This is a genomic window from Parerythrobacter lacustris (assembly GCF_024626475.1).
GTDB classification, from domain to species: domain Bacteria; phylum Pseudomonadota; class Alphaproteobacteria; order Sphingomonadales; family Sphingomonadaceae; genus Parerythrobacter_A; species Parerythrobacter_A lacustris.
Genome location: NZ_JANKHH010000004.1, coordinates 494,981 through 519,977 on the forward strand (window position 1 = coordinate 494,981; position 24,997 = coordinate 519,977).

At 63.9% G+C, this 24,997-nt stretch carries 27 protein-coding genes; 5 read left to right on the plus strand and 22 right to left on the minus strand.

Annotated features, from left to right (window positions below; translation table 11 throughout):
- Nucleotides 1-5: 5 nt before the first annotated feature.
- The 4 genes from NSO95_RS08950 to NSO95_RS08965 are packed head-to-tail and all read right to left on the minus strand — an operon-like array spanning nucleotide 6 to nucleotide 3,831.
- A complete protein-coding gene (locus NSO95_RS08950) occupies nucleotides 6-953 on the minus strand; it encodes an acetyl-CoA carboxylase carboxyltransferase subunit alpha (RefSeq protein WP_257595852.1) in 948 nt (315 codons plus the stop codon).
- A 10-nt stretch (nucleotides 954-963) separates the two neighbouring features.
- Nucleotides 964-1,842 carry a tyrosine recombinase gene (locus tag NSO95_RS08955; RefSeq protein WP_257595853.1) on the minus strand — a complete coding sequence of 293 codons (879 nt, stop codon included), beginning with the start codon at nucleotides 1,840-1,842 and terminating at the stop codon, nucleotides 964-966.
- Between the two features lie 7 nt (nucleotides 1,843-1,849).
- Entirely contained in the window at nucleotides 1,850-3,694 is a 1,845-nt protein-coding gene (locus tag NSO95_RS08960; protein WP_257595854.1) for a hypothetical protein, read from the minus strand.
- Nucleotides 3,691-3,831, minus strand: a complete 141-nt coding sequence (locus NSO95_RS08965; protein ID WP_257595855.1) for a hypothetical protein — start codon at nucleotides 3,829-3,831, stop codon at nucleotides 3,691-3,693. Before NSO95_RS08965 ends, NSO95_RS08960 begins: the two co-directional genes overlap by 4 nt.
- A 63-nt stretch (nucleotides 3,832-3,894) precedes the next feature.
- Between NSO95_RS08965 and NSO95_RS08970 the strand changes: the two genes are divergently transcribed.
- The 3 genes from NSO95_RS08970 to NSO95_RS08980 are packed head-to-tail and all read left to right on the plus strand — an operon-like array spanning nucleotide 3,895 to nucleotide 6,383.
- A complete protein-coding gene (locus tag NSO95_RS08970; RefSeq protein WP_257595856.1) occupies nucleotides 3,895-4,479 on the plus strand; it encodes a shikimate kinase in 585 nt (194 codons plus the stop codon).
- Nucleotides 4,470-5,579 carry a 3-dehydroquinate synthase gene (gene aroB / locus NSO95_RS08975; RefSeq protein ID WP_257595858.1) on the plus strand — a complete coding sequence of 370 codons (1,110 nt, stop codon included), beginning with the start codon at nucleotides 4,470-4,472 and terminating at the stop codon, nucleotides 5,577-5,579. Before NSO95_RS08970 ends, aroB begins: the two co-directional genes overlap by 10 nt.
- A gap of 33 nt (nucleotides 5,580-5,612) precedes the next feature.
- On the plus strand, nucleotides 5,613-6,383 hold the full coding sequence (locus NSO95_RS08980; RefSeq protein WP_257595859.1) for a cyclase family protein: 771 nt from the start codon (nucleotides 5,613-5,615) through the stop codon (nucleotides 6,381-6,383).
- Here NSO95_RS08980 and NSO95_RS08985 read toward each other — a convergent pair.
- From NSO95_RS08985 to NSO95_RS09065, 17 genes are all read right to left on the minus strand, one after another.
- A complete protein-coding gene (locus NSO95_RS08985; RefSeq protein ID WP_257595860.1) occupies nucleotides 6,355-6,864 on the minus strand; it encodes a DUF6998 domain-containing protein in 510 nt (169 codons plus the stop codon). The genes NSO95_RS08980 and NSO95_RS08985 overlap by 29 nt on opposite strands.
- Entirely contained in the window at nucleotides 6,861-9,014 is a 2,154-nt protein-coding gene (locus NSO95_RS08990) for an acetyl-CoA carboxylase biotin carboxylase subunit (protein ID WP_257595861.1), read from the minus strand. The genes NSO95_RS08985 and NSO95_RS08990 overlap by 4 nt, the downstream gene beginning before the upstream one ends.
- Nucleotides 9,015-9,476 (minus strand): hypothetical protein, encoded by a 462-nt coding sequence (locus NSO95_RS08995; protein WP_257595862.1) that lies wholly within the window; start codon nucleotides 9,474-9,476, stop codon nucleotides 9,015-9,017. It lies immediately after the preceding gene.
- A gap of 1 nt (nucleotide 9,477) precedes the next feature.
- Nucleotides 9,478-10,278, minus strand: a complete 801-nt coding sequence (locus NSO95_RS09000) for a heme-dependent oxidative N-demethylase family protein (RefSeq protein WP_257595863.1) — start codon at nucleotides 10,276-10,278, stop codon at nucleotides 9,478-9,480.
- Between the two features lie 217 nt (nucleotides 10,279-10,495).
- The gene (bioB, locus tag NSO95_RS09005) at nucleotides 10,496-11,521 is read right to left on the minus strand and encodes a biotin synthase BioB (protein WP_257595864.1); all 1,026 of its coding nucleotides are present in this window, start codon (nucleotides 11,519-11,521) and stop codon (nucleotides 10,496-10,498) included.
- The gene (locus tag NSO95_RS09010; protein ID WP_257595866.1) at nucleotides 11,518-11,874 is read right to left on the minus strand and encodes an Imm10 family immunity protein; all 357 of its coding nucleotides are present in this window, start codon (nucleotides 11,872-11,874) and stop codon (nucleotides 11,518-11,520) included. Before NSO95_RS09010 ends, bioB begins: the two co-directional genes overlap by 4 nt.
- Entirely contained in the window at nucleotides 11,871-14,033 is a 2,163-nt protein-coding gene (scpA, locus tag NSO95_RS09015; protein ID WP_257595867.1) for a methylmalonyl-CoA mutase, read from the minus strand. Before scpA ends, NSO95_RS09010 begins: the two co-directional genes overlap by 4 nt.
- A gap of 119 nt (nucleotides 14,034-14,152) precedes the next feature.
- Entirely contained in the window at nucleotides 14,153-14,938 is a 786-nt protein-coding gene (locus NSO95_RS09020; RefSeq protein WP_257595868.1) for an enoyl-CoA hydratase-related protein, read from the minus strand.
- Between the two features lie 85 nt (nucleotides 14,939-15,023).
- On the minus strand, nucleotides 15,024-15,635 hold the full coding sequence (locus tag NSO95_RS09025; protein WP_257595869.1) for a glutathione S-transferase family protein: 612 nt from the start codon (nucleotides 15,633-15,635) through the stop codon (nucleotides 15,024-15,026).
- Between the two features lie 24 nt (nucleotides 15,636-15,659).
- On the minus strand, nucleotides 15,660-15,812 hold the full coding sequence (locus NSO95_RS09030; protein WP_257595870.1) for a hypothetical protein: 153 nt from the start codon (nucleotides 15,810-15,812) through the stop codon (nucleotides 15,660-15,662).
- A 26-nt stretch (nucleotides 15,813-15,838) separates the two neighbouring features.
- On the minus strand, nucleotides 15,839-16,306 hold the full coding sequence (mce, locus tag NSO95_RS09035; protein ID WP_257595871.1) for a methylmalonyl-CoA epimerase: 468 nt from the start codon (nucleotides 16,304-16,306) through the stop codon (nucleotides 15,839-15,841).
- Entirely contained in the window at nucleotides 16,303-16,512 is a 210-nt protein-coding gene (locus NSO95_RS09040; protein ID WP_257595873.1) for a hypothetical protein, read from the minus strand. Before NSO95_RS09040 ends, mce begins: the two co-directional genes overlap by 4 nt.
- A 359-nt stretch (nucleotides 16,513-16,871) precedes the next feature.
- Nucleotides 16,872-18,404 carry an acyl-CoA carboxylase subunit beta gene (locus NSO95_RS09045; protein ID WP_257595874.1) on the minus strand — a complete coding sequence of 511 codons (1,533 nt, stop codon included), beginning with the start codon at nucleotides 18,402-18,404 and terminating at the stop codon, nucleotides 16,872-16,874.
- Nucleotides 18,405-18,551: 147 nt separating this feature from the next.
- Nucleotides 18,552-19,274: an SDR family oxidoreductase gene (locus tag NSO95_RS09050; protein WP_257595875.1), complete on the minus strand. Its 723-nt coding sequence runs from the start codon at nucleotides 19,272-19,274 to the stop codon at nucleotides 18,552-18,554.
- Entirely contained in the window at nucleotides 19,274-20,299 is a 1,026-nt protein-coding gene (locus NSO95_RS09055) for an NAD-dependent epimerase/dehydratase family protein (RefSeq protein ID WP_257595876.1), read from the minus strand. Before NSO95_RS09055 ends, NSO95_RS09050 begins: the two co-directional genes overlap by 1 nt.
- A gap of 49 nt (nucleotides 20,300-20,348) precedes the next feature.
- Nucleotides 20,349-21,695 (minus strand): glutathione-disulfide reductase, encoded by a 1,347-nt coding sequence (gorA, locus tag NSO95_RS09060; RefSeq protein WP_257595877.1) that lies wholly within the window; start codon nucleotides 21,693-21,695, stop codon nucleotides 20,349-20,351.
- 109 nt (nucleotides 21,696-21,804) lie between these two features.
- On the minus strand, nucleotides 21,805-23,202 hold the full coding sequence (locus NSO95_RS09065; protein ID WP_257595878.1) for a DEAD/DEAH box helicase: 1,398 nt from the start codon (nucleotides 23,200-23,202) through the stop codon (nucleotides 21,805-21,807).
- A gap of 292 nt (nucleotides 23,203-23,494) precedes the next feature.
- Here NSO95_RS09065 and NSO95_RS09070 point away from each other — a divergent pair, with 292 nt between their 5' ends.
- On the plus strand, nucleotides 23,495-23,770 hold the full coding sequence (locus NSO95_RS09070) for a hypothetical protein (protein ID WP_257595880.1): 276 nt from the start codon (nucleotides 23,495-23,497) through the stop codon (nucleotides 23,768-23,770).
- Between the two features lie 47 nt (nucleotides 23,771-23,817).
- Entirely contained in the window at nucleotides 23,818-24,243 is a 426-nt protein-coding gene (locus NSO95_RS09075; protein WP_366519003.1) for a response regulator, read from the plus strand.
- Here the strand turns inward: NSO95_RS09075 and NSO95_RS09080 are convergent.
- Nucleotides 24,240-24,953, minus strand: a complete 714-nt coding sequence (locus NSO95_RS09080) for a CDP-alcohol phosphatidyltransferase family protein (RefSeq protein WP_257595881.1) — start codon at nucleotides 24,951-24,953, stop codon at nucleotides 24,240-24,242. The genes NSO95_RS09075 and NSO95_RS09080 overlap by 4 nt on opposite strands.
- Nucleotides 24,954-24,997 lie beyond the last annotated feature (44 nt).

Sequence of the window (24,997 nt, forward strand, 5' to 3'; positions counted from 1 at the left end):
AAAACTCAGACCGTGCCGATCGTCAGGAACCGCTCCTCGCGCGTTCGCCGCAGTTCGGCTGGATCCTTCCCCTCCAGCGCCGCGAGCTCTTCCTCCAATGCTTCGGCGAGCGATTGCATGGCGGCAGCCGGGTCGCGATGCGCGCCGCCGACGGGTTCTTTCACGATCCGGTCAATCACGCCAAGCTTCTTGAGGTGCTGCGCCGTGACCTTCATCGCCTCTGCCGCATCGGACGCCTTTTCCGCAGTACGCCACAGGATCGAGGCGCAGCCTTCGGGCGAGATTACCGAATATATCGCATGCTCGAACATCAGCACGCGCTCGGCACTCGCGAGCGCCACCGCGCCGCCCGAGCCGCCTTCGCCGACGATCGTCGCGACCATCGGGACAGGCAAGGCGAGACAGGCCTCGGTTGCGCGGGCGATCGCTTCTGCCTGCCCGCGCTCCTCCGCCTCGATACCGGGGAACGCACCCGAAGTGTCGACCAGCGTCACCACCGGAATGCCGAAGCGTCCGGCAAGCTCCATCAGCCGGATCGCCTTGCGGTAGCCCTCGGGCTTGCCCATGCCGAAATTGTGCCTGATCCGGCTCTCGGTGTCGTTGCCCTTTTCATGCCCGATCAGCATGACCTTGCGCCCGTTCAGTCGCGCGAAGCCGCCGAGGATGGCCTGATCGTCACCATAGTTGCGGTCCCCGCCGAGCGGCATGAAATCTTCGAACGCGTGTTCGACGAAATCACGGAAATGCGGGCGTGACGGATGGCGGGCGACCTGCGTCTTCTGCCACGGGGTAAGCGAGGCATAGGTGCTCGAGAGAAGATCGGCGCTCTTCTGTTCAAGCCGTTTGAGCTCGGCCGAGATGTCGACCTCGTCATTGGCCGTGGCCTCGCGCAGTTCTGCGATCCGCGCATCGAGCTGGGCGACCGGCTTCTCGAATTCGAGATAGGAAATCATGCCGGCTGCGCTAGTCCGATGTGTCGCGCTCTGCAAGCGGATGCCGTTCGTTGACCAGTGAAACCAGACGCGCGCTGTCGACATGGGTATAGATTTGCGTGGTCGCGATATCCGCATGGCCAAGCATGGTCTGGAGGACACGCAGGTCCGCGCCGCCTTCCAGCAGATGGGTCGCGAATGCGTGCCGCAAGACATGCGGGCTGAGCTTTGCGGGGTCGAGATCGGCGCGAACGGCCAACTCCTTGAGCATCTGGTAGAGCCGGATGCGGGTGAGGTGCGCCGAACGCGACGGGAAAAGCCAGCGCGATTTGCCATCACGCAGCGGCAACCATCGCCCCACCGCCTGCTTCGCGCGATGGCTGACCGGCACCATCCGGGCCTGCCCGCCCTTGCCCGTGACGGTCAGAAACGGCGCGTCATGCGGCACTGCGGCGAACGGCAATGAGACAAGCTCCGTCGCTCGCAGGCCTGAACCGTAAAGCAGTTCCAGCAGAGCGAGCATCCGCACGGCCGCGGGCCGATCACCAGCCGCCTCGTCTTCGGCCCGGGCGAACAGGCGCCCGATCTCGGCATGTGAGAGTATTTTGGGGAGCGGTCTGCGTGCTTTCGCTTGCGGGAGTGCGGCGCTCGGATCGTCGTCACGCAGACCTTCGTCGAGCAGGAAGCCGAAGAACTGGCGCAGGGCAGAGGATTTGCGCGCCAGGGTCGAAGGCGCAAGATCGGTCCAGGCAAAGGCAAGTTGGGCCAGATCGGACTTGCTCGCAGCGGCGAGATCCCCGGTGATCGCCTCGGCGCCTTCGAGATCGCGCCGGTATGCGGCGAGCGTATTCTGCGCAGCGCCGCGCTCCGCCGCCATCATCGCGAGGAAGTCGTCGATCGCCGCGGTCATCGCCCGCTCAGCCGCGCGCGACCGCCTCCGCGGCGATCATCCGTGCTTCCGCTCCCAATCCCGCGCGGTTCAGCGCCGAGACAATGTGGTAGAGGTGCCGCGGGGTCATCTTGTCCCAGCCATCCCCTTGCATCCCGACCCCGGCAAGATAGGCCACCAGCACCGGGTTGCGCACTTCACCGGCCTTGTCGATCAGACGCGCCCACTTGCTGTTGGCGGAGAGTGAAACACCGAGTTCGCCCGCGAGATCGTCGCTGACGCCAGGATCGAGCCGGCCGAGCCCGGCCAGCCCGGCGACAAGGAACTGTGTCTTGCGGCTCCCCGAGCTCTCGTCATTATCCCAGAAACTGCGGATCTGGCTTTCGCTCACCGGATTGGCGCGCTGCGACTGAGCCAGCGCAAGCTGACCCCACGCCAGGCTTCCTTCCGGCACGACCGACGCCCAGCGCATGGCGTTGCGATCGAGCCCGGCGGAAAGCATCGATGCGATCAGGTCCTCCGCACCCTCCGCCAGGTCCTCGCTCGGCGGAATGCGGGCGGCGGCATAGGCGGTCAGGACGTATCGCCCGAAAGCGTCGCCATCACTCTCCGCCCATATCTCACGGATCGCTGCGGCCCGGGCCGCCGGGTCCTGCGCGACATAGGCCGTGCGCAACCGCGATGCGGTCGCACGGACGGGAGTGTCCCCGCCTTCCTCCGTGTGAATTTGGCTGAACAGATCGACGTAGGCATGTGCCGAAAGGATGCCTTCGCGCGCAGCCCGTTCCGCTCCCTCGACCCGCAAGGATGGCTTGAGCATCGGCGCAACCGCCGCCGCGCGCTGGTAATAGGCGGCAGACGGGCTGGCGAGATTGTCCGGCAGTTCCGCCCCCACAGATATCGCCAGCGCATAGCGCCACGGCGTCATCTCTTCGACGCCGTCCCATTCAACATTGACGGCCCTACGGCCGCCACCGGCTGCACCCGCATAGCGCTGCGCCAGCAGGATATCGATCCGCTCGACATTCCCGGACGGTGACAGGCGGTTCAGAACCGCGTTCGACCGCACCGCCTGCCCGGAAAAGGCATAGCAGATGCCTTGCAGCATCTTCCACTGCGCGTCGTCACGCTTGCCCCCCTGAAGCAGCACCGCCGGGCAGGCCCCGGAGATATCGGAAGTACCGATATAGGCTTCCATGGCAGCGTCGGTCAGTGCCGGGTTCCAGTTGCCGGTGTCGACATCCTGCACGATCCCCCGCGCAACGGTGAACTCACCGATATTGTTCAGCGCAGCGGCGCGCAGGGCCGCGAACTCGGCTGGGGCCATCCCCGCCGGTGCCTCCAGCCTGCTCGCCAAAGCACGGCGCAGCAGGATATGGCCCCAGCGCGAGACGAGCGGGCGTGTGGTCCCGCCAAGCGCCGCGCGCACGATCGATGCCGGCTGGCTCGCCAGCGCGCCGGTGGGCATGCCGCCCTCTTCGGGTGCGAGGATGCCGACCTGCGACATCGACCGGCGGGCGGCTGGCGGAATGTCGAACCGCGGTTTGAGGCCGAGCAGATTGTCGAGTTCGTCAGGATCGAGGTTTTCGAGGTCTTCCAGTGAGGGAAGTCCGTCGGGCAGCGCCGGAATGGGGCCGGAGGGAATGGTCGGCAGCGGCTGGACCACAGTGCCCCCGAAACTCGGCGCGACACCGGGGTTGGCCTGGGAGGAAGGGGCAGGTGTGCCCGCTGGACGGGGCGCCGGGGTTGGACTGGGCGCAGGCCGTGGGTCGTCGAAGCCGGGGGGGAGCAGCGATTCGGGCTGTTCTGCCGCGACCACCAGGCCCGAGGTCAGCGCGAGCGCAGCGGCTCCGGCAAGCAGCAGGCGCTTCACAGCGCGCCCTCCGGCATGGCGACCGTTTGCGAGATATTGCGCAAGGGTTCCTCGCCGCCGTCGATCCACGCAGCGAGAATTACCAGGGCCAGGGCTATCGCAAGATAGATGCCGATCCGTCGGGCGGAGATGGTCAAGTCGATCAATTCCCAAAGGTGCACAGTTGCGCCTCGCCTAGCCCATCTATAGGCGAGGCGGCAATGCAAGAAGATGCGACAACCCACCGCGCAGCGCGGCCAACCGACGCCCAGATCGCCGGAATTGCCCGGCGGATCGATCGTCCGGTGGTGCTCGTCGGACTGATGGGGGCAGGCAAGTCGACCGTTGGCAGGAAGCTGGCCATGCTGCTCGGGAAGAGTTTCGTCGATGCCGACGAAGAGATCGAGGAAGCGGCGCAGCTGAGCATCGCGGAGATATTCTCCGAATTCGGCGAGGCCTATTTCCGCGATGGCGAACGGCGGGTGATCGCCCGGCTGATCGAAGAGCACGACGGGATCATTGCCACCGGCGGCGGTGCCTTCGTCAACGACGAGACGCGCGCGCTGATCCTCGATCGGGCGATAGCGGTGTGGATCGATTGTTCGATCGACACGCTGGTCGAACGGACCAGCCGCCGCAACACCCGCCCGTTGCTGCGCGACGGCGATCCTAGGGAAATTCTCACCCACCTGCGCAGGGATCGTGAACCCGCCTATGCGCAGGCGCATATTCGCGTGCCGAGTGACGACGGACCGCATATCGAAACCGCCGTGGCAATCATCGAGGCGATCGACCGATGGCTGTAATTCCTGTCGAACTCGCCGGTCGCAGCTACGAGGTGCGCATCGGCCATGGTCTGTTCGACCGCATCGCCGATGAGGCGCGCGACTTCGTGCGCAAGGGCCGTGTCACCGTCGTCGCGGATGCCAATGCGCGGGCGGCGCATGGCGGGCGGATCGAAGTATCATTCACGGCTGCCGGAAAGGCCATCGACTGGTTCGATGTCGCCCCCGGCGAAGGCTCGAAAAGCTGGGAGAGCCTGCAGAAACTGGTCGACTGGCTGCTGGAACGCGGCATCGAGCGCGGCGACCACGTGTTTGCGCTGGGTGGCGGCGTGGTCGGCGATCTGACCGGTTTCGCCTGCTCGATCGTCAAGCGCGGCTGCGGCTTCGTGCAGTTGCCGACTACGCTGCTGTCGCAGGTTGACAGCTCGATCGGCGGCAAGACCGCGATCAATACCGCAGCGGGCAAGAACCTCGTCGGCGCATTCCACCAGCCCGCGCTGGTGCTGGCCGATTTGGCGACGCTCGACACCCTGCCCGACCGCGAGATGCGCGCAGGTTATGCCGAAGTGATCAAATACGGGATACTGGGCGACCGTTCATTTTTCGACTGGCTGGCGGCGAACGGCGCTGCTGTGGTTTCGCGCGAGCCTGGCCCCCTCGAACATGCGGTCGCCACCAGCGTTGCGGCAAAGGCCCGCATCGTCGCGGAGGACGAGCGCGAGACCAGCGGCACGCGCGCGCTGCTCAACCTCGGCCACACCTTCGGCCATGCGCTCGAGGCGGAGACCGGCTTTTCCGACAGATTGCTGCATGGCGAAGGGGTGGCGCTGGGCATGGTGCTCGCTGCGCGCTATTCCGCGCGGCGCAGGCTGATTTCCGATGGCGACGCCGCGCGGGTAAGCGCTGCAATCGATGCAGCCGGTCTGCCGAGCGAAATATCGGCGCTCGGACTCGATTGCAATGGACGGCGGCTGGCAGATCATATGCTGCACGACAAGAAGATGGATGCCGGTACCCTGCCCTTCATCCTGCTGCGCGGGATCGGCGAGGCGTTCCTTGCGCGTGATGTCGAGCTGGCGGACGTGGCCGCTTTCCTCGACGAGCAACTACAGTCGCATTGACGCGGGCATTTGCTGCGCACAATGCTGCGCAACATGACGCGCTTTATCGACCTCTCGATCCCGATCACCAACGACGTCGTATCGGACCCTGAGGTGATGCGGCCGAAGATCACCTACATGACGCATCAGGACACCTGGCAGCAGATCGCGATGTTCTTTCCGGGCCTTGAGAAGGACGATCTGCCCGATGGCGAAGGCTGGGCGGTCGAGATGCTCGAGCTCAGCACCCACAACGGCACGCATATGGATGCGCCGTGGCATTTCCATTCGACCACCGACAGCGGAGCAAGCCCCGCGCCGAGCATCGACGAGGCCCCGCTCGACCGATTTTTCCGCCCTGGCGTGAAGCTGGATTTCAACTACCTGCCGCACGGCCATGTGGTGACAGCCGCCGAGGTCGAGGCGGAACTGGACCGGATCGGCTATGCGCTCCAGCCGCTCGACATCGTGCTGGTCCAATCGGGCGCGGTCTACGGGACCGACAATTTCACCGACCAAGGTGTAGGCCTCGGCGAAAAGGCAACGCTCTGGCTGACAGAGCGCGGCATCGAAGTGGTCGGCACCGATGCGTGGAGCTGGGATGCGCCCTTCAGCCACACCGCGCGGCGCTGGGCCGAAACGCGCGATCCCGCAATCATCTGGGAAGGCCACAAGGCCGGGCGCATCCGCCCCTATTACCAGATCGAGAAACTGACCAATCTCGCCGCCCTCCCCAGCCACGGCTTCACCGTCAGCTGCTTCCCGGTGAAGATCGAGCGCGCGAGCGCTGGCTGGATCAGGGCTGTGGCGATGGTGGAGGACTAGCTATAATTCTTGGGATCGTGAGACGCTCAGGATATCTTTCCTCAATTGCCCTCAGTTTCCAGTTAGGGAAGCGCAGTAACTTAACACCAATGCCTCGACGATGTTGAAATTCATCGAAAATATGCACCGCAGGACCGTTATACACGACTTCATGCCGACCGTCATGAAACAGCTTTATACCCAGGAATAGGCCATTCGGATTTTTGAACGTTAGTGCGTCTTGAAAAGTCGCCTTGATTTGAATGTTATGGGAACCGCAACGCGTCGTTGCATCATACTCTGGCCGAGAACTTCGATAAAGCGACGTGGGAGTCGCATCGAGAATGATGTCAAAATTCAGTACCGCGACGATTTCCCCAATGTCACCAACCAACCGCCCATCAAGAGTGAACTTCCGGTGAGGAAATGCAAGATTCAGATGCTCGACTCCGGCACAAAGACTCTTCAAGCCAATGGCAATTTCATCAATTCCCGACCTCATTCCAGCTCCAGAATCACCGCATCCACCGCCAGGCTCTCGCCTTCCGCAGCGTTGATCTTCGCCACCACCGCCTGCTTCTCGGCGCGGAGGATGTTTTCCATCTTCATCGCCTCGACCGTGGCGAGCGGCTGGCCCGGCTGGACTTCCTCGCCCTCGGCCACGTGCAGCTTCACCAGCAGGCCCGGCATCGGGCAGATCAGCATCTTCGAAAGATCGGGCGGAATCTTCTCGATCATGTGATCCGCCAGATGCGCGATGCGGGTCGGGAGGATGCGCAGCTGGTGGGTCGCGCCGCGGGTCGTGATGGCATAGCCGGTACGGGTCGGCTGGAGCTGGAGCGTGAGCGCCTGCGCTTGTCCTGAGCCTGCCGAAGGGCCGACCTCGACATCGACCATCGGCTCGCCCGGCGTGTATTCCATGTCGAGTTCGACCGGCTCGCCGTCGACGGTGATGGCGTCTTCCTCCAGCGCCACCGCGTAGTCGGTCGAACCGATCCGTACGGTCCAGTCGCCGGGAGCATACATTTCGCCCGCGAGCTGCTGGTCGATCCGCCGCGCCCGGTCGGCATCGGCGGTGGCGATCACCCCGCCGACCGCCGCCAGGGCGCGCAGCAACTCGCCCGACGCCGGCGCGCCGTGGAACCCCTCGGGATATTCCTCGGCGATGAAGCCCGTCGTCAGTTCGCCCGAGCGGAAGCGCCGATGCTGCATGATCGCGCTGAGGAAATCGACATTATGGCCGAGCCCCTCAATCCGGAACGCGTCGAGCGCCTGCACCTGCAAATCCGCCGCCACGTCGCGCGTTGCGCCCCAGGTTATCAGCTTGGCGATCATCGGGTCATAGAACATCGAGACTTCGCCGCCTTCGGCTACGCCGTCGTCGACCCGGATGTGGCCCGGCCCGCCCCGCAGTTCGGCAACGCTCAGGCCCGTCCTTCGAGACGAACCCTCTGCCTGCGGCTTCGGATTCTCCTCAGGATGAGCGGAGATTGCACCCCTCCGCTCATCCTGAGGAGGCGAAGGCAAAGCCTGAGCCGTCTCGAAGGACCCGGGTACCGGCGGCAGATAGCGCACCAGTCGCCCGGTGCTGGGCAGGAAGCCGCGATAGGGATCCTCGGCATAGACGCGGTTCTCGATCGCCCAGCCGTCGATCCCGATATCGTCCTGCGTCATCGCCAGCTTCTCGCCCGCCGCGACGCGGATCATCTGCTCGACCAGGTCGATCCCGGTGATCGCTTCCGTCACCGGGTGCTCCACCTGCAGGCGGGTGTTCATTTCGAGGAAGTAGAAGCTCTCCCCGCTCGGGTCCGCGCCGGAGACGATCAGCTCGACCGTGCCGGCGGAATAATATCCCACTGCGCGCGCCAGAGCGACGCATTGCTCCCCCATCGCCTGGCGCATCTTGGGGGTGACGAAGGGCGACGGCGCTTCCTCCACCACCTTCTGGTGACGGCGCTGGATGCTGCACTCGCGCTCGTTGAGGTACAGGATGTTGCCGTGCTGGTCGCCGAGGATCTGGATCTCGATATGGCGCGGATTGAGGATGAATTTCTCCAGGAACACCCGCTTGTCGCCGAACGAATTGAGCCCTTCGCGCTGGGTCGCCTCGAAACCTTCCTCGACATCCTTGTCGCTATAGGCGAGCCGCATCCCCTTGCCCCCGCCGCCGGCGCTGGCTTTCATCATCACCGGATAGCCGATCCGGTTCGCCCACATCAGCGCATCGGCGGTTGTCTCAACCTCGCCGTCCGATCCGGGGACAGTGTTGACCCCGGCCTCCATCGCCAGCTTCTTGGATTCAATCTTGTCCCCCATCGCCGCAATCGCACCGACCGGCGGGCCGATGAAGGCAATGCCCTCCGCCGCCAACGCTTCGGCAAAGGAAGTGCGCTCAGAGAGAAAGCCGTAGCCCGGATGCACGGCCTCGGCACCGGTTTGCTTGCAGGCAGCGATGATCTTGTCCGCGACCAGATAGCTCTCGGCCGCAGGCGAAGGGCCGATATGCACCGCCTCGTCGGCCATCGTCACGAAGGGAGCGCGCGCATCGGCATCGGAATAGACCGCGACGGTGGCGATCCCCATCCGGCGGGCGGTCTTGATGACGCGGCAGGCAATCTCGCCGCGATTGGCAATCAGGATTTTCTTGAACATCTATTTTCGATCCATGTAGTCCTTGTCTACCAGATGGTATCCGCCCTCGGGGGTGCCATCGATGTAGAACTTGGCAAAGGCACCTGTTGGAGGTGCCAGATCTCTCGCATCACACATGTTGAATTCGTGAGTATAGAACATCTTGTATTCCACGAGCTTCTCACCGCGAATGACTTCTGAAGCGACGATCCGCCCGACACAGGGGTTTTCGAAACTCCCGCAGGATTCGTGATCTTCGGCACTGTACCATGTCCCAATGACGACTACGTCTGCACGCCGGCGATCCTGACGGTGGGATGTCTCGATCCGGTCGGCGACCTCGCGAGAGACAGTCGGGCAGGCTTCCGCCGCACTGATAGGTAGCAGGCAGGCGGCGATCGACGCGAAGCCGAAACGATGCGGTGCCGTGATCCTGGGTCTCCAGATCTTGCTCGCATCCTGAACCATCTTGGAACCTGGCATACTAACGTGCTCTTTCCACTACTTGACGCTGCGCATAGCCGATTAGCGCGTGTGCGTAAGCCCCTGCTCCGCGCCGTTCGCCTTCGCCGTTCAGCAAGCCTTCCATCGCACTGGCCAGTCGCTGGACATTGGTCGGCGAAAGCGCGCCCAGCGGAGAGACATAGATGCCGATGGTGAAAAGGATCGCACCGGTCCCGGGCAGGCGGCGCAGGGTCTGGCGTTCGGAGCGGACGAACAGTGTCTCGCCCGCGTTTTCCGCCGAGACCTGCGCGAAGGCCAGCTCGGGCGGTTCGGCAACCCAGCGGCGTTCGCCGGTGGCAGCGATGAACCAGTTGCACCGGCCATAGATCGCGCCGGGCTTGAGCTTGGCCATGAAGTGGTCGACGCCGGTGGCGAGCTGTTCCTCGTAGCCCTGGATCGGCGCGTGGAGCGCGCGCAGCGGTAGGCCCAGCTTGTCGGCCGGCGTCCAGTCGGAGGGCCAGGCCACTGCGGCGCCGACGAGGCGGTATTGCTCGTCGCCGGGGCGCAGGATGAGCAGGCACATATCCTCGTGATGCGCGCGCGCGGCTTCGGGGAGTCCGCCGCTAAGGCCAAGCATTGCGGCCAGTTCGGCCTCAGGAGCGTCGCCTTCAGGGGAAAGCTGGATACCTTGCGGATAGGCAGCAAACCCTGCCTCGCGTGCGGCGAGATCGGGCTCGGGCTGGAGCCACTCATCCTCGGCCAGTTTCGACAGCCCGATCGCCAGCCGCCCACCTCCGCGCGCCTTGGGGAGCAATTCGTCGACGGAGAAACCGAGGGTCACAACCTTACGTCATCCCAGCGAAAGCTGGGATCGCTCGCAGTGTGGGGCTGGGCCGATAGCGATCCCAGCTTTCGCTGGGATGACGACTTTTTGCCAGTTCTACGCTCCCCGGCCCCGTCCCCCCGGACTTGATCCGGGGTCCCGCTGGTTCGGGCGCCGCGCTGAAGGAAAAGCGGGACCCCGGCTCGCGGACCGAGGTGACGGGAGCATGGATGGTTCACTCCGCAGGTTCCGCCTGCCTCTCGGCCAAGCCCTGAGCCCGCCGCAGCGGCTCCTCACCCTTGAGCGCCGTCAGCCCCAGTTTGGCGAACAGCGCCGCGTCGCTCTCGTCGCCCGCATTCGCCGCCGTCAGCAGCTTGTCGCCGGTGAAGATCGAGTTCGCGCCCGCCAGGAAGCACAGCGCCTGCGTTGCCTCGCTCATGCTCTCGCGCCCGGCGCTGAGGCGGACCATGCTCTTGGGCATCGTGATCCGCGCCACCGCCACGGTGCGCACGAATTCGATATCGTCGATTTTCGCCAGCGGTGTATCAGCCAGCATATTGCCCAGCACCGTGCCCTTGATCGGCACCAGCGCGTTGACCGGCACACTTTCGGGATGCTGCGGCAAGGTGGCGAGCGTGTGGACGAAGCCGACGCGGTCCTGGCGCGTCTCGCCCATGCCGATGATCCCGCCGCTGCACACGTTGATCCCGGCGCCGCGCACATGGTCCAGCGTATCGAGCCGCTCCTGCATCGAGCGGGACGAGATAATCCGCTCGTAATATTCCGGGCTGCTGTCGATGTTGTGGTTGTAGTAGTCGAGCCCGGCCTCGGCGAGCATATCGGCCTGCTGCGGCGTCAGCATGCCCAGCGTCATGCAGGTCTCCAGACCCATGTCGCGCACGCCCTTCACGATTTCGACGATCGCAGGCATGTCTCGGTCTTTGGGATTGCGCCACGCCGCGCCCATGCAGAACCGCTGGCTGCCCGCATCCTTGGCCTGCGCCGCGCGCTGGAGCACGGCCTGCACATCCATGAGCTTGGTCGCTTCGACGCCGGAGTCCGCCTTCACCGACTGCGAGCAATAACCGCAATCCTCGGGGCAGCCGCCGGTCTTGATGCTGAGCAGCGTGCAGAGCTGCACCTGCTCGGGCGGGTGGTATTCACGGTGGACCGTAGCGGCCTGGAACAGCAGTTCGGTGAACGGGAGATCGAAAATGACCGCGATTTCTTCGCGGGTCCAGTCGGTGCGGATGGGGGTCATGATGGCCTCACAGATCGGGTGGCGTTGGCCGCGTTGCACGCCTCGACCGCATTTTGGGCGATGGCTGCATGCCTAGCTGGCACGAAAACGCAGATCGTTTCGTAATCGTCGCACAGTTGTATCAGCAGCGTGGTCTCCTCGAACTGCAGACATTCGACATACCCGTAGCCTGAGCCGCCGGTACTTGTTTCGATGTATAGGCCGGTCATCCCTTGGGCCACGTCCTGTACTTGCTCATCGCCGAACGTCAGGATCACCCAAACGTCGGGTTGCTGAGGATGGCGGTCGCCAAGGGCGAAGGTCCAGACATCGTCGATTTGCTCAAATGACAGATGTTCGGCAACAAACTTCACGAAACGTCCCCAAGCTCATCCCCCGCAGGCGGCATGTTGTGCCCGAGCAGGCGGAGCATGTCCGCGCCGCATTCGACCACATTCGAGCCCGGGCCGTAGATGCCCTGCACCCCGGCCTCGCGCAAAAAGTCGTAGTCGGTCGCCGGGATCACGCCGCCGGCCACCACCTTGATATCGGCGCGACCCGCTTCGCGCAGCAGGTTGATCAGTTCGGGGATCAGCGTCTTGTGCCCGGCGGCGAGCGAACTTGCGCCGATCGCGTCCACACCTTCGGCGAGCGCCATGTCGCGCGCTTCCTGAGGGGTCTGGAACAGCGGGCCGCTGACCACATCGAAGCCCATGTCAGCAAAGGCGCTGGCGATCACATTGGCTCCCCGGTCATGCCCGTCCTGGCCCATCTTGGCGACCATGATCTTGGGCTTGCGGCCGAGGCGGCGCTCAACCGCCTGCACCCCTTGAACCACCTGCTCGTAGCGCGGGTCGCCGGCATAGGCGCTCGAATAGACCCCGCGCACCGGCTTGGGCAGCGTCTCATAGCGACCGAAGGCTTCCTCCATCGCGGAGGAAATCTCGCCCAGCGTCGCGTCGTGGCGACCGGCTTCAATGGCGAGGGCCAAAAGGTTGCCGCCCGACCTCGACCCTTCGCTCAGCGCCTTCAACGCCGCCTGGCACGCCACCTCGTCGCGTTCTGCCCGCACCCGCGCAAGCCGTGCAATCTGGCTTTCACGCACTGCGTGGTTGTCGATGTCGAGCGTGTCGATCGGGTCTTCGCTGTCCTTGCGGTATTTGTTGACCCCGACGATCACCGTCTCGCCCTTGTCGATGCTCGCCTGCTTTGCGGCGGCGGCCATTTCGATCGCGGCCTTGGGGTTGCCGGTGGCGACATAGGCGGTCATCCCGCCCGCTGCCTCGACCTCGGCCAGAACCAACCGCGCTTCTTCGACCAGTGCCGCTGTCAGGCTTTCGACATAATACGACCCGCCGAGCGGATCGGCGACGTTGCAGATGCCGCTTTCCTCCTGCAGCACCAGCTGGGTGTTGCGCGCGATGCGGGCGGAGAAGTCGGTCGGCAGCGCGATGGCCTCATCCAAAGCGTTGGTGTGGAGCGACTGCGTCCCGCCAAGCACCGCCGCCATCGCCTCGATCGTGGTGCGGATGACGTTGTTGTATGGGTCCTGTTCCTGCAAGCTCACGCCGCTGGTCTGGCAATGCGTGCGGAGCATCTTCGACTTGGGATCCTTCGCCCCCAGCCCTTCCATCACCTCGTGCCACAAGGCGCGGCCCGCGCGCATCTTGGCGACTTCCATGAAGAAGTTCATCCCGATGCCCCAAAAGAAGCTGAGGCGCGGCGCAAAGGCATCGATGTCGAGCCCGGCAGCTATGGCACGCTGCGCGTATTCCTTGCCGTCGGCGATGGTGAAGGCGAGCTCCTGCACCGCAGTCGCCCCGGCTTCGTGCATGTGATAACCCGAGATCGAAATGCTGTTGAATTTCGGCATGTGGGCCGAGGTATAGGCGATGATGTCGCTGACGATCCGCATCGAGGGTTCGGGCGGGTAGATATAGGTGTTGCGGACCATGAACTCCTTGAGGATGTCGTTCTGGATGGTCCCGGCGAGCTGGTCCTGGCTCACCCCCTGCCGCTCCGCCGCGACGATGTAGAAAGCGAGCACGGGGATCACCGCACCGTTCATCGTCATCGACACACTCATGGTGTCGAGCGGGATCTGGTCGAACAGCACTTCCATGTCGCGCACGGTATCGATCGCGACCCCCGCCTTGCCGACATCGCCAACCACGCGCGGATGGTCGCTGTCATAGCCGCGATGGGTGGCAAGGTCGAACGCGACCGACAGGCCCTTCTGCCCCATTGCGAGGTTGCGGCGGTAGAAGGCGTTCGATTCCTCGGCGGTGGAGAAGCCTGCATACTGGCGGATCGTCCACGGGCGGCCGGTGTACATCGAGGCATAGGGGCCGCGCGTGAACGGCGCGATGCCGGGGACGCCGGGATCAAGCCCTTCGACATCCGCACCGGTATAGAGCGGCTTGACGGCGATCCGATCGGGCGTGTGCCAGGTAAGGTCTCGGCCCTTCACTTCCTTTTCGGCAAGGGCTTTCCAGTCGTCGTAGGTCGGGCCAACATGGTTCGTATCGGTCATGGGCTCCCCATAACCACATTCGTCATCCCAGCGAAAGCTGGGATCGCCCTAATTGGAGCACCGCGCTTGCGGGACCAGGCCCCAGCCTGCGCGGGGGCTGCTGGCAAACAGCCGGATGGCTATCTGCCCTTGAATTCCGCCTTGCGCTTCTGGAGGAAAGCCATGCCGCCTTCCATCGCGTCCGCGCTCGCGCCCGCCAACCGCTGGCCTTCGGCCTCGGCAAGGAAGACTTCGGGCAGCGTGCCGTCCATCGCGGTGGCGATATTGCGCTTCATCGTCGCGAGCGCCAGCGTCGGCCCATTGGCGAGCTTTTCGGCCAGTGCCCTCGCCTCGGCCAGCAGCGCATCGTCGTCGACCGCCTTGTAGATCAAGCCCCAGCTCTCGGCCTGCTCGGCGCCGATCTTTTCGCCCAGCATCATCATCCGGTTGGCGCGCGCGCGACCGATGCTGCGCGCGAGCAGCCAGGTTGAACCACCGTCGGGCACGAGGCCGATATTGACGAAGGCCTGGAGGAAATAGGCGCTCTTGCCCGCCAGCACGAAGTCGCCTGCCAGCGCGAGCGAACAGCCGACGCCTGCCGCCGGGCCGTTGACCGCGCAGATCACCGGTACCGGTGCGCGCAGGACCTGGCTGATCGCCGGGTTGTAGTGGTTCTGCAAGGCGCGGTGGCTGCCGCCCTTGGCCTGCAACGCGCTGCCCTCGCCGCGCGCGGCAAGATCGGCGCCCGAACAGAAGCCCTTGCCCGCGCCGGTAATCAGCACTGCCCGCGCATCGCCGAGATCGTAGAACGCCGCACCGATCTCGTCCGCCATCTGCGGCGGCATGGCGTTGAGCCGCTCGGGCCGGTTGAGGGTGATGGTCATCAGCGGGCCATCCCGCTCGACGATGATGGTTTCGTAGGACACGCTGCTCTCTCCCGCGGACGTTTCTCGCAGCAAGGTTTACGCGAACGTCAACCTGCTGCCAAGTCCGCTACGGCGCGCGGGCGTTTCAGGCGCTCGCGCTCGGCCTTGCGGCGACTCGCGCGTGCCAAGCGGCGAGGTTCGCGCAATCCTCCGGCATCGTCAGGCCGACGAAGCCGGCAAAGTCGACCGTCGTCAGCAGCAGGATATCGGCGGCAGAGAAATCGCCTCCCGCAAGATATTCGCGCCCCTCGAGCGACTGGTCGAAAAAGCGCATGGCCTCGGCGACGCGGGGGCGGTTGGCCTCGCCCCATTCGGAATTGCGGCCAGGCAGCGAGGTGGTGAACGGATGGGTGTGGACCCATACCGCGCCGACCGGCGGCATCAGGATCATCTCGACCCTTCGGCTCCACATCTCGATCGCGGCCACTTCGAGCGGCGTGGTGCCGAACAGCGGCGGCTCGGGATGCAGCGCCTCGAGATAACGCATGATCGCGACACTCTCGGCGATCACCGTGCCATCGTCGAGCTCGAGGATTGGGGTCTGCCCGCGCGGGTTCTTGGCGGTAAATTCTGCCGCCTTCTGCTCACGCTTCGGGATCGAGACTTCGACGCTGGGCAGCTCGATGCCCTTCTCGGCGGCGAAGATCCGCACGCGCCGCGGATTGGGCGCAGGGTTAGGGCTATCATAGAACAGCATTCTCAATTCCTTCGCATCGGGCGCTCAGAATATCGTCAGGTACAACACCAGACCGAGCAGCCCCATTAGCGCTACCAGCGCCAATTCTTTCCAGTGGTTGAACTTCAGCCGCTTGCCATGCGGGTCGATCCGCCAGTTATCGGGATCGCGCCATGCACTGCGGGCGAACAGCGCCACGCCGACCAAAAGTACGGCGAGAAGCGTCAGTTCGACCAGTGCCCGCCCTCCCTGGGCGTTTCCATGATCTCCGTCAGCATGCCCTGCATGTCCTTGGGGTGGAGGAAGAATATCGGCGTACCATGCGCCCCGATGCGGGTCGGGCCGAGGATGCGCTTGCCCATGTCCTCGAACGCCTCGCGGGCGATCTCGATATCGGGCACTTCGAAACAGACATGGTGCTGCCCGCCGAGCGGGTTCTTGGCGAGGAAACCCATGATGGTGGAATTCTCGTCCAGCGGTTCGATCAGTTCGATCTGGGTGCCTCCGCTATCCGAATGCCCTGAGCCTGTCGAATGGGTCGGCGTGTTGACGAAGCACACCTTCACCCCCTGCTCCGGCATGTCGAAGGGCTCGGTGATGTCGGTCGCCCCCATCACATCGCGATAATGCGCGATGGAGTCCGCGATTGATGGCGTCGCGACGCCGATATGGTTGAGACGGCCGAGTTTCACTTGATCATTCCGTAATGGCGAAAGGCGCTTTCTATCGCTTCCCGCCGGTCAGGGGGGCATGGATAAGCTCGAGCCGAGCCCTGGCGATTGGGAGCAATCTTGGCAGTCAATTTGTGTTGATGTTTCAAATCAGCAATCCAGCAGGTTTTGGGCACAAATCCAGACTGCTTTTTGACCCAATCTTGAATTTCACGGTAGGTTGCCATCCAAATCTCCTATCGCGGATCATCTCTCGGCGGACCGCCAAATTTCATGTGCACAATCGTCATGTCAGGTCCCAAAACGTCACCGCTGCCAGTCCAAACCTGATAGCCAACCCATGCTGCTCGGCCTGAACCATCGGGAATGCGGTTACACGCTACGGCAAATTCCCCGCGGTAAGCGGTGTTCTCTTTTTGGTAGAATTCACCGCAACCTCGGACGGATGCAGCCGCCAAGGTTTGTATCACTTCCGGCGTGGGGCCAGTCCAATTGCCCGACCACTGCTCTTCTTCCGTCGGCGAAGGGCCACACGCCGATGCCAGAACTGCAAATGCAGCAATCAGCCTCTGCATACTACCTCACCTCACAACGGAATATTATCATGCTTCTTCCACGGGTTCTCCAGCACCTTTCCGCGCAGCTTCCTTAGCCCCAGCGCAATCCGCCGCCGGGTCGAGTGTGGATAGATCACCTCGTCGATATAGCCGCGTTGCGCCGCCACGAAGGGGTTGGCGAAGCGGTCTTCGTATTCCTTCGTCTTTTCCGCAATTTTGCCGGGATCATTGCGATCCTGTCTGAAGATGATCTCCACCGCGCCTTTTGCGCCCATCACTGCGATCTCGGCGGTTGGCCAGGCGTAGTTGAGGTCGCCGCGCAGGTGTTTTGACGCCATCACGTCGTAGGCGCCGCCATAGGCCTTGCGGGTGATGACGGTGATCTTGGGCACGGTCGCCTCGGCATAGGCGAACAGCAGTTTGGCGCCATGCTTGATGATGCCGCCCAGTTCCTGCGCGGTGCCGGGGAGGAAGCCGGGCACGTCGACGAAGGTCAGGATCGGTATCTCGAACGCATCGCAGAAGCGCACGAAGCGCGCGGCCTTCTTCGACGAATTGATGTCCAGCACGCCCGCCAGCACCATCGGCTGGTTCGCCACCACGCCCACCGTGCGCCCTTCGACCCGGCCGAAACCGCACAGGATATTGCCCGCATGCGCCGGTTGAATTTCGAAGAAATCGCCCTCGTCGAGCACCTTCCGGATCACTTCGTGCATGTCGTAGGGCTGGTTGGCGTTGTCGGGGATCAGCGTGTCGAGCGAAGCCTCCTCGCGGTCCCACGGGTCGCTGGTCGGGCGTTCGGGCACAGCCTCGCGGTTCGATAGCGGCAGGTAATCGAAGAAGTTGCGCGTCGCGAGCAGCGCCTCGATATCGTTCTCGAAAGCGATATCGGCGACGCTGGTCTTGGTGGTGTGGGTCACCGCGCCGCCCAGTTCCTCCTGCGTCACTTCCTCGTTGGTGACGGTCTTCACCACCTCCGGCCCGGTGACGAACATGTAGCTCGAATCCTTCACCATGAAGATGAAGTCGGTCATCGCCGGGGAGTAAACCGCCCCTCCCGCGCAGGGCCCCATGATCAGGCTGATCTGCGGCACCACGCCGCTGGCGAGCACATTGCGCTGGAACACCTCGGCATAACCGCCAAGCGAGGCGACGCCTTCCTGGATGCGCGCGCCGCCGCTGTCGTTGAGGCCGATCACCGGCGCGCCGACCTTGAGCGCCATGTCCATCACTTTGCAGATCTTTTCCGCATGGCGTTTGCTGAGCGAGCCGCCGAACACGGTAAAATCCTGACTGAAGACGAACACCAGCCGCCCGTTGATCGTGCCGCTGCCGGTGACCACGCCATCGCCCGTGACCTTCTGGTCCTCCATCCCGAAGTCGACGCAGTCATGCTCGACATAGGTGTCGAGTTCCTCGAACGATCCTTCGTCGAGCAGCACGTCGAGCCGCTCGCGCGCGGTCAGTTTGCCCTTGGCGTGCTGCGCATCGATCCGCTTCTGCCCGCCGCCCAGCTGGGCAGCGTCGCGGCGGCGTTCCATTTCGGCGATATTGGCGGACATCTGCACCCTCGAATTGCGATATGAGGTGCCTTGCCGCGACTGTTCGGACGGGTCAAGCGGAGCTCACGTGTCCCTGCGAAGGCAGGGACCGCCGGAAACTGTCGCGCCGCCAATGGCCTGGGAACCCGGGCTGCGCCGGGGATCGCGTCAGAACCGGATCATGATGCGGCGCGCAAGTGCCGGGGAAATGCCATCGACCAGTCGCAGCAGCTTGACCTGCCCGATATTGGCCTCGTCGTGGTTGTTCTCGATCGCGGAAACGATCTGGCGCGCACACTCCTCTGCCGGCATCTTGCTCATCGCGTTGTCGGCGTTCATCTGGGTGTCGACCACTGGCGGCAATGCCTCGATGACCCTGATTTTCGTATCCGCCAACTGCTGCCGCAGCGCCAGCGTGTAGGAACGCAGCCCGGCCTTGGTCGCGCAATAGATCGGCTGGCGGCTGGCCGGTGCAATGGCGAGACCGCTCGTGACATTGACGATCGCCGCTTCCGGGCGTGCCTTCAGCATCGGAACCATTGCGGCGATCAGGCGGATCGGCGCCTGCAGATTGGCATAGATGCCTTCGTCGGCCGCATCCGGATCGGGCGAGCCTTTGCGAAAATCATGGTCGATAAGCTGCCCGGCATTGTTGATCAGGACATCGAAACTGCGCTCACCCAGTTCGGCGACCAGTGCATCGACTCCTGCCGCGTTCGACAAATCCGCCCGGATCGTCTCGAATCCCTCCGCGCGCATGAAATCCAGCCGCTCGACATTGCGCCCGGTGAGCACCACCTGCGCCCCTTTGGCCTTGAGCTGGCGCGCCAGCTCGCGCCCGATCCCCGCGCTTCCGCCGGTCAGCAGGACGGTCTTGCCCGCCAGCTGCATCAGAACTTCACCACACCCTTTTCGATCAGGCTCTTCGCGCAATCGATAATGCTCTCCTCTGCCGAGCGCGTTTCCCAGCCGAGCCGGTCCTTCGCGTGGCTGGCATCGGTGTTGCGCGTCTTGCCGACTTCGCTCTTGATCGAACGAACGCCCGGATTGAACAGGCTGAGCACCGAAACCATCCAGTTCGGCATGATCCTCTTCGGCACCTTGCGCGTCTGCTCCGCCGGCAGCGCGCCGCGAATGACTTCGGCAACCTCGATGATCTTGAGGAAGCGGCCCGAAGCGAGGAAGCGCTCGTTCGCCAGCCCCGGTTCTTCGAGGCAACGAACATGCAGCTCGGCACAGTCGCGCGTGTCGACGATCGCAAAGCCGAGATCGGGCGCCATCGGCATCGATCCGTCGAGCACCTGCTTGACCGCTTCGACCGAGGGCGAGAAATCGGGATCATCGACCGGCCCGAGGACCATCGATGGGTTGACCGAAACGAACTCCATATCGCCGCCCTCGGCCGCCACCCAGTCACGCGCGGCGCGCTCGGCGATGGTCTTCGACTTTACGTAGGGATAGACATCGGGGTGGTTGACGTCGGTCCAGTCGCTCTCATCGACGGTGTAGACCTTTTCGCTGCGGCCATAGGCGACAGCCGCCATCGAGCTCGTCTGTACGAACCGTTTGACCCCTGCCGCCTTGGCGAAGCGCAGGGCACGCAATGTACCTTCGCGCGCTGGGACGATCATCTCGTCCTCTTGCTTGGGAGTGGATACCGTAATCGGCGAGGCGACATGCGCGCAATGCGTGCAGCCCGCCATCGCCTCGGCCCATCCCGCGTCATCCATCAATTCAGCTTCGAACACGCGGAATTGATTGTCAGGCGGATTGCCAACCCGGGCTCGCAGTTTCGCTTCGCTTTTCGCCTTGTTGCGAACCGTCGCATGGACCGTCCAGCCTCTGGCCAGAAGCTGCCGGATCAGCTCGCCCGCGATATAGCCAGTGCCGCCCGTAACCAGAACCGTGCTCGCCATCCCCGTTCTCCTTTGCTGCAGAGTAACGGGAACGGTTTCAGGCGGCAACTTACTTCAGGAGCACCAGTTCCTCGGCCATCGTCGGGTGGATTGCTACTGTCGCGTCGAAATCGGCCTTGGTAAGGCCGGCTTTGACCGCCACTGCGGCGGCCTGCATGATCTCGGGCGCTTCCGGTCCTATCATGTGGATGCCCACGATCCGGCCGTTTTCCGCATCGGTGATCATCTTGTAGAGGCCGCGCTCGTTGCGGCCCGCCACAACGTTCTTCATCGGGCGGAAATCGGACTGGTAGACCTTGATCGAGCCGAGCTTGTTGCGCGCCTGGCTTTCGGTCATCCCGACACCGGCGAGCGGCGGGTGGCTGAACACCGCACTCGGGATGCAATTGTAGTCGACCGTCTTCGGATCGTTGTTGAACACGGTATCGGCAAACGCCTGCCCCTCGCGGATCGCGACCGGGGTCAGCTGTACCCGATTGGTGACATCGCCAACAGCATAGATGTAATCTACTTTGGTCCGCGAATATTCATCGACCTTGATCTCGCCCTTGTCGCCCAGCTCCACACCCACGGCCTCGAGCCCGAGGCCCTCGACATTGGGAACCCGCCCGGTGGCGAACATGACCAGATCCACATCCTTGTCGTCGCATCCTTCGAGCTCGACATGCAGCGTGCCGTCATCGTTCTTTGTGATCGACTTGAACGTCGTGTTGAAGTGGAACTCGATGCCCTTCATCAGGCTGATCTGCAGCAACCGGTCGCGCAGGCTCTCGTCGTAACCGCGCAGCAACTGGTCCGAGCGGTTGACGATGCTGACCTTGCTGCCAAACTCGTTGAAGATGCCGGCAAACTCGTTGGCGATATAGCCGCCGCCCGCGATGATCACCCGCTTGGGCAAGGCGTCGAGATGGAACGCCTCGTTCGAGGTGATCGCCAGTTCGCTGCCCGGAAAATCGAGCAGCGCGGGGCGCGCGCCGGTTGCAATCAGGATGTATTTGGCGGTGACGACCTTGCCGCTCGCCAAGGTGATTTCATGATCGCCGGTGATCTCGGCGCGCTCAGGGAATACCTCGACACCGTGGCTCTCGAGCGTTTCGGTATAGAGTCCCTCGAGGCGGGTCACATCGCCGAGCACGGTATCGCGCAGCCGTACCCAATCGAAGCTCTTGCCTTCGATCTTCCAGCCGAACTGTTCGGCATCCTCCAGATCCTCGGCGAAATGCGCGCCGTAGACGAGCATCTTTTTCGGCACGCAGCCGCGGATGACGCAGGTGCCGCCGACCCGATGCTCCTCTGCCACGGCGACTTTCGCGCCATGCGCAGCGGCGACACGGCTCGCGCGCACCCCGCCCGAACCGGCACCGATGGTAAAGAGGTCGTAGTCGTATGCGGGCATGAAAGAGCTCCTGTCTGGCGGTGCGATATGGCGCGCGGAGCCCCGCTTGCCAACCGCCCCGCCGGTCAGGAGCCCTATTCGGTCGCGATAACCGGACTGTTACAGCCGATCAGCCCTCGCGGCGTTGGCCACCACCGCCGGAGCGACGGCTGCGCTGTCCGCCGCCTGGATTGCCGGCCCCGCCCTGCGGCCTGCCCTGTCCCCCGTGGCGAGGCTTACCGGCACGGCTGGGATGCTTGCGCTTGGGCTTGTCGCGCGCTTCGCCTGCCGGTGCCGCACCGCCTTTGGGCCTAGGCTGAACGCGCTGGCCGCGCTGCTGCTTGGGTTCCGGCTTGGTCGGGCCGACACCTTCAACCACGGCGCGGAAGTTATCCGGCAGCGGCAGGCGCTCGAATTCGGCATCGGTGTTGCGGTTGATATCCTTGAGATAGGCGCGCTCGTCTTCTGCACAGAACGCGATCGCCACACCATCCGCCCCGGCGCGCGCGGTGCGGCCGATGCGGTGGACGTATTGCTCGGGCACATTCGGCAGTTCGTAATTGATCACGTGGCTGACGCCCGGAATGTCGATCCCGCGCGCGGCGACATCGGTCGCCACGAGGATCGGAGTCTTGGCGCGCTTGAATTCATCGAGCGCGCGTTCGCGCTGCGGCTGGCTCTTGTTGCCGTGAATGGCATTGGCGGGAATGCCGGCCTGGGCCAGCTTCTTCACCATCCGGTCGCAACCGTGCTTCGTCCGCGCGAAGATCAACACACGGGCGAATTTCCCCGGCACCTTATGCCGTTCGGACAGGATCATCTCCAGCAGCGCCTGCTTCTCGTCCTGCTGCACCATGAACAGGTACTGGTCGATCCGTTCGGCGGTGGTCGCTGCCGGGGTCACGCTGACCTTGACCGGATTGCGGCAATATTGGCCGACGAGGTCCTGGATCGCCTTGGGCATGGTCGCGCTGAAGAACAGCGTCTGACGGTCTTTCGGCACCAGTTCGCTGATTTTGCGCAGCGCGTGGATGAAGCCAAGGTCGAGCATCTGGTCGGCTTCGTCGAGTACGAGGATCTCGACTGCATCGAGACGGAACGCCTTCTGGTCGATCAGGTCGAGCAGGCGGCCGGGGGTTGCAACCAGGATGTCGGTCCCGCGGTGCAGCTTGTTGCGATCCTTGCCGACCGAGGTGCCGCCGACGATCGAATGGACCTTGAGACCCGCCATTGCGCCGTAATCCTTGGCGGACTGGGCGATCTGCCCGGCCAGCTCGCGGGTCGGAGCGAGCACCAGCATGCGGCAGCTCTTGTACGGGGTCTGGTTTTCCGCGTCGCGCAACCGGTCGATGCTTGGAAGCATGAAAGCGGCGGTCTTGCCAGTGCCGGTCTGCGCGATACCGAGCAGGTCGCGGCCTTCGAGCACAGGCGGGATTGCCTGAGTCTGGATGGGGGTCGGTTCGCTGTAGCCCTTGAGGTCGAGTGCCTGAAGGACGGGCTGCGACAGCCCGAGTTGGTCGAATGTCATGTAGTGTAAACTCGCAAAATATGCGGCGCGCAGCCCAAACGGGGCGCGCGGCGCGGGGGGTTTAACCGCCCGCGTGAAAAGGGAAGTCCTTGAAAAAATCGACCGAAACGCGGCCGAGGCGGGCCTGTAAGCTCTCCGCCGGTTCACGCTGCCGTGCGTTTCGATGGCGGGCATATGGTGCAATGCAACACAAATGTCAATGCCGCATTCGCCGCGCGTTGGGATTTCGGCAAGGTTTGACCGCTAGGGTTGCAAGCGAGGACAGTGGGGCCGATGCCCGGGGACGCGGAACGTGATCGAAGTCGAGATTCAGAACGAGGAACGCCAGACGCAGGAGCGGATTCGCTTCGCCGCAGTTCCGCGGATCGGCGAAGGCATCCGGCTGAGGGAACCCGACGGCTTCTGGGCTTCCTACGATGTGCTCGACGTATGGTACCAGAAGGCCGAATACGGCGACGTCTGGGTGCCCTATCTCCATGTTCGCCTCACGCCGGTCGAAGGCGCAGCGGTGCCAGCTGCAAACGACGAGGCGGATTATCAGCGGGAGGTCGTGCCATTCAGAACCTGATCAAGCGTCTGGCCCCGCTGCCGATTGCCCCGTCGGGCGCACGCACGGTGGGAACGATCAACGAGCAGCCGCAGGATGCCCGGACGGCTTCGGCTGCACCGACGCGCCGCCGCGCGCTGGTGGTCGACGACAGCCGGATGGTCCGCCGCGCCTCGCGCAGCATCCTCGAGGAATTCGGCTTCGCAGTGACCGAGGCCGAAGACGGCGCAGAGGCCCTCGCGCGGATCAAGGCCGGCGGTATGCCCGACCTCATCACGCTCGACTGGAACATGCCCAATATGAGCGGGATCGAGACCCTGCGCGCCCTGCGCGCACAATATGGCGACGCGCTGGGCAAAGTCATGTTCTGCACCACCAACACCGACGCGATCGACATCCACAAGGGCATCGACGCCGGTGCGACCGAATGGATCGTCAAGCCGTTCGACAAGCCGTCGATGCGGGCCAAGCTGGAGAAGATCGGAGCGATCTAGACTTTTGAGTTTCCGCGCCACTCATGGTTGCGGGCAGGCTCCATCTTCGACAGCCTGCGCGCGGTGACGGCCGTTTGCAGCATGAAAAGCACGATCAGGATTGACCCGACAACGCCGGTGAAGATGTCGAAGCCGGACATTGCGCCGAACCAACCGGGTCCGGGGCCGAAGGCCATCATGGCCAGCGTCAACCCGATCAGCATGAAGCGCAATTCGGTAGGCCCGGCATTGAGGTAGGACAGCTTGAGCTCGCCGAGCACGCGGACCGAAAGGAAGGCGTGGATCGAAAGCAGGAGGTATCCGGCCAGCGCCACCAGCGCCCATTCAAGTGTCACATAGGGGCTGAGCCCGATCCCGGCGACGACCAGCGTCGTCGCCAGCCCGTCACAGCTGTGATCGAGGAAATAGCCGTAACGCGGGCGTTCGATCTTGCGATAGCGGGCAAGGCTGCCGTCGGTGCTGTCGCCGAACCACTGGACGACATATCCCGCTATCGACAACCACAGCCAGTCCTCCGCCAGATTGCTGGCGAGGTAGCCGGCGAAAACCATCAGCGCTCCGACTATCCCGACATAGGTCAGGAGGTCGGGCGTGACCCAAGGCGGAAAGCGCGCACAAATCGCATTGAGCAGCCGCCGCTCGGAGCGGGCAAGGAGGTTGTCCTGGATGCGGTCGATCGGAGACGGGGGGGTGTTCTTCGAATTGTCCATCGCCCGCCGCCATGGGCCAGTTTTGCCCGGGCGACAATTCCGGA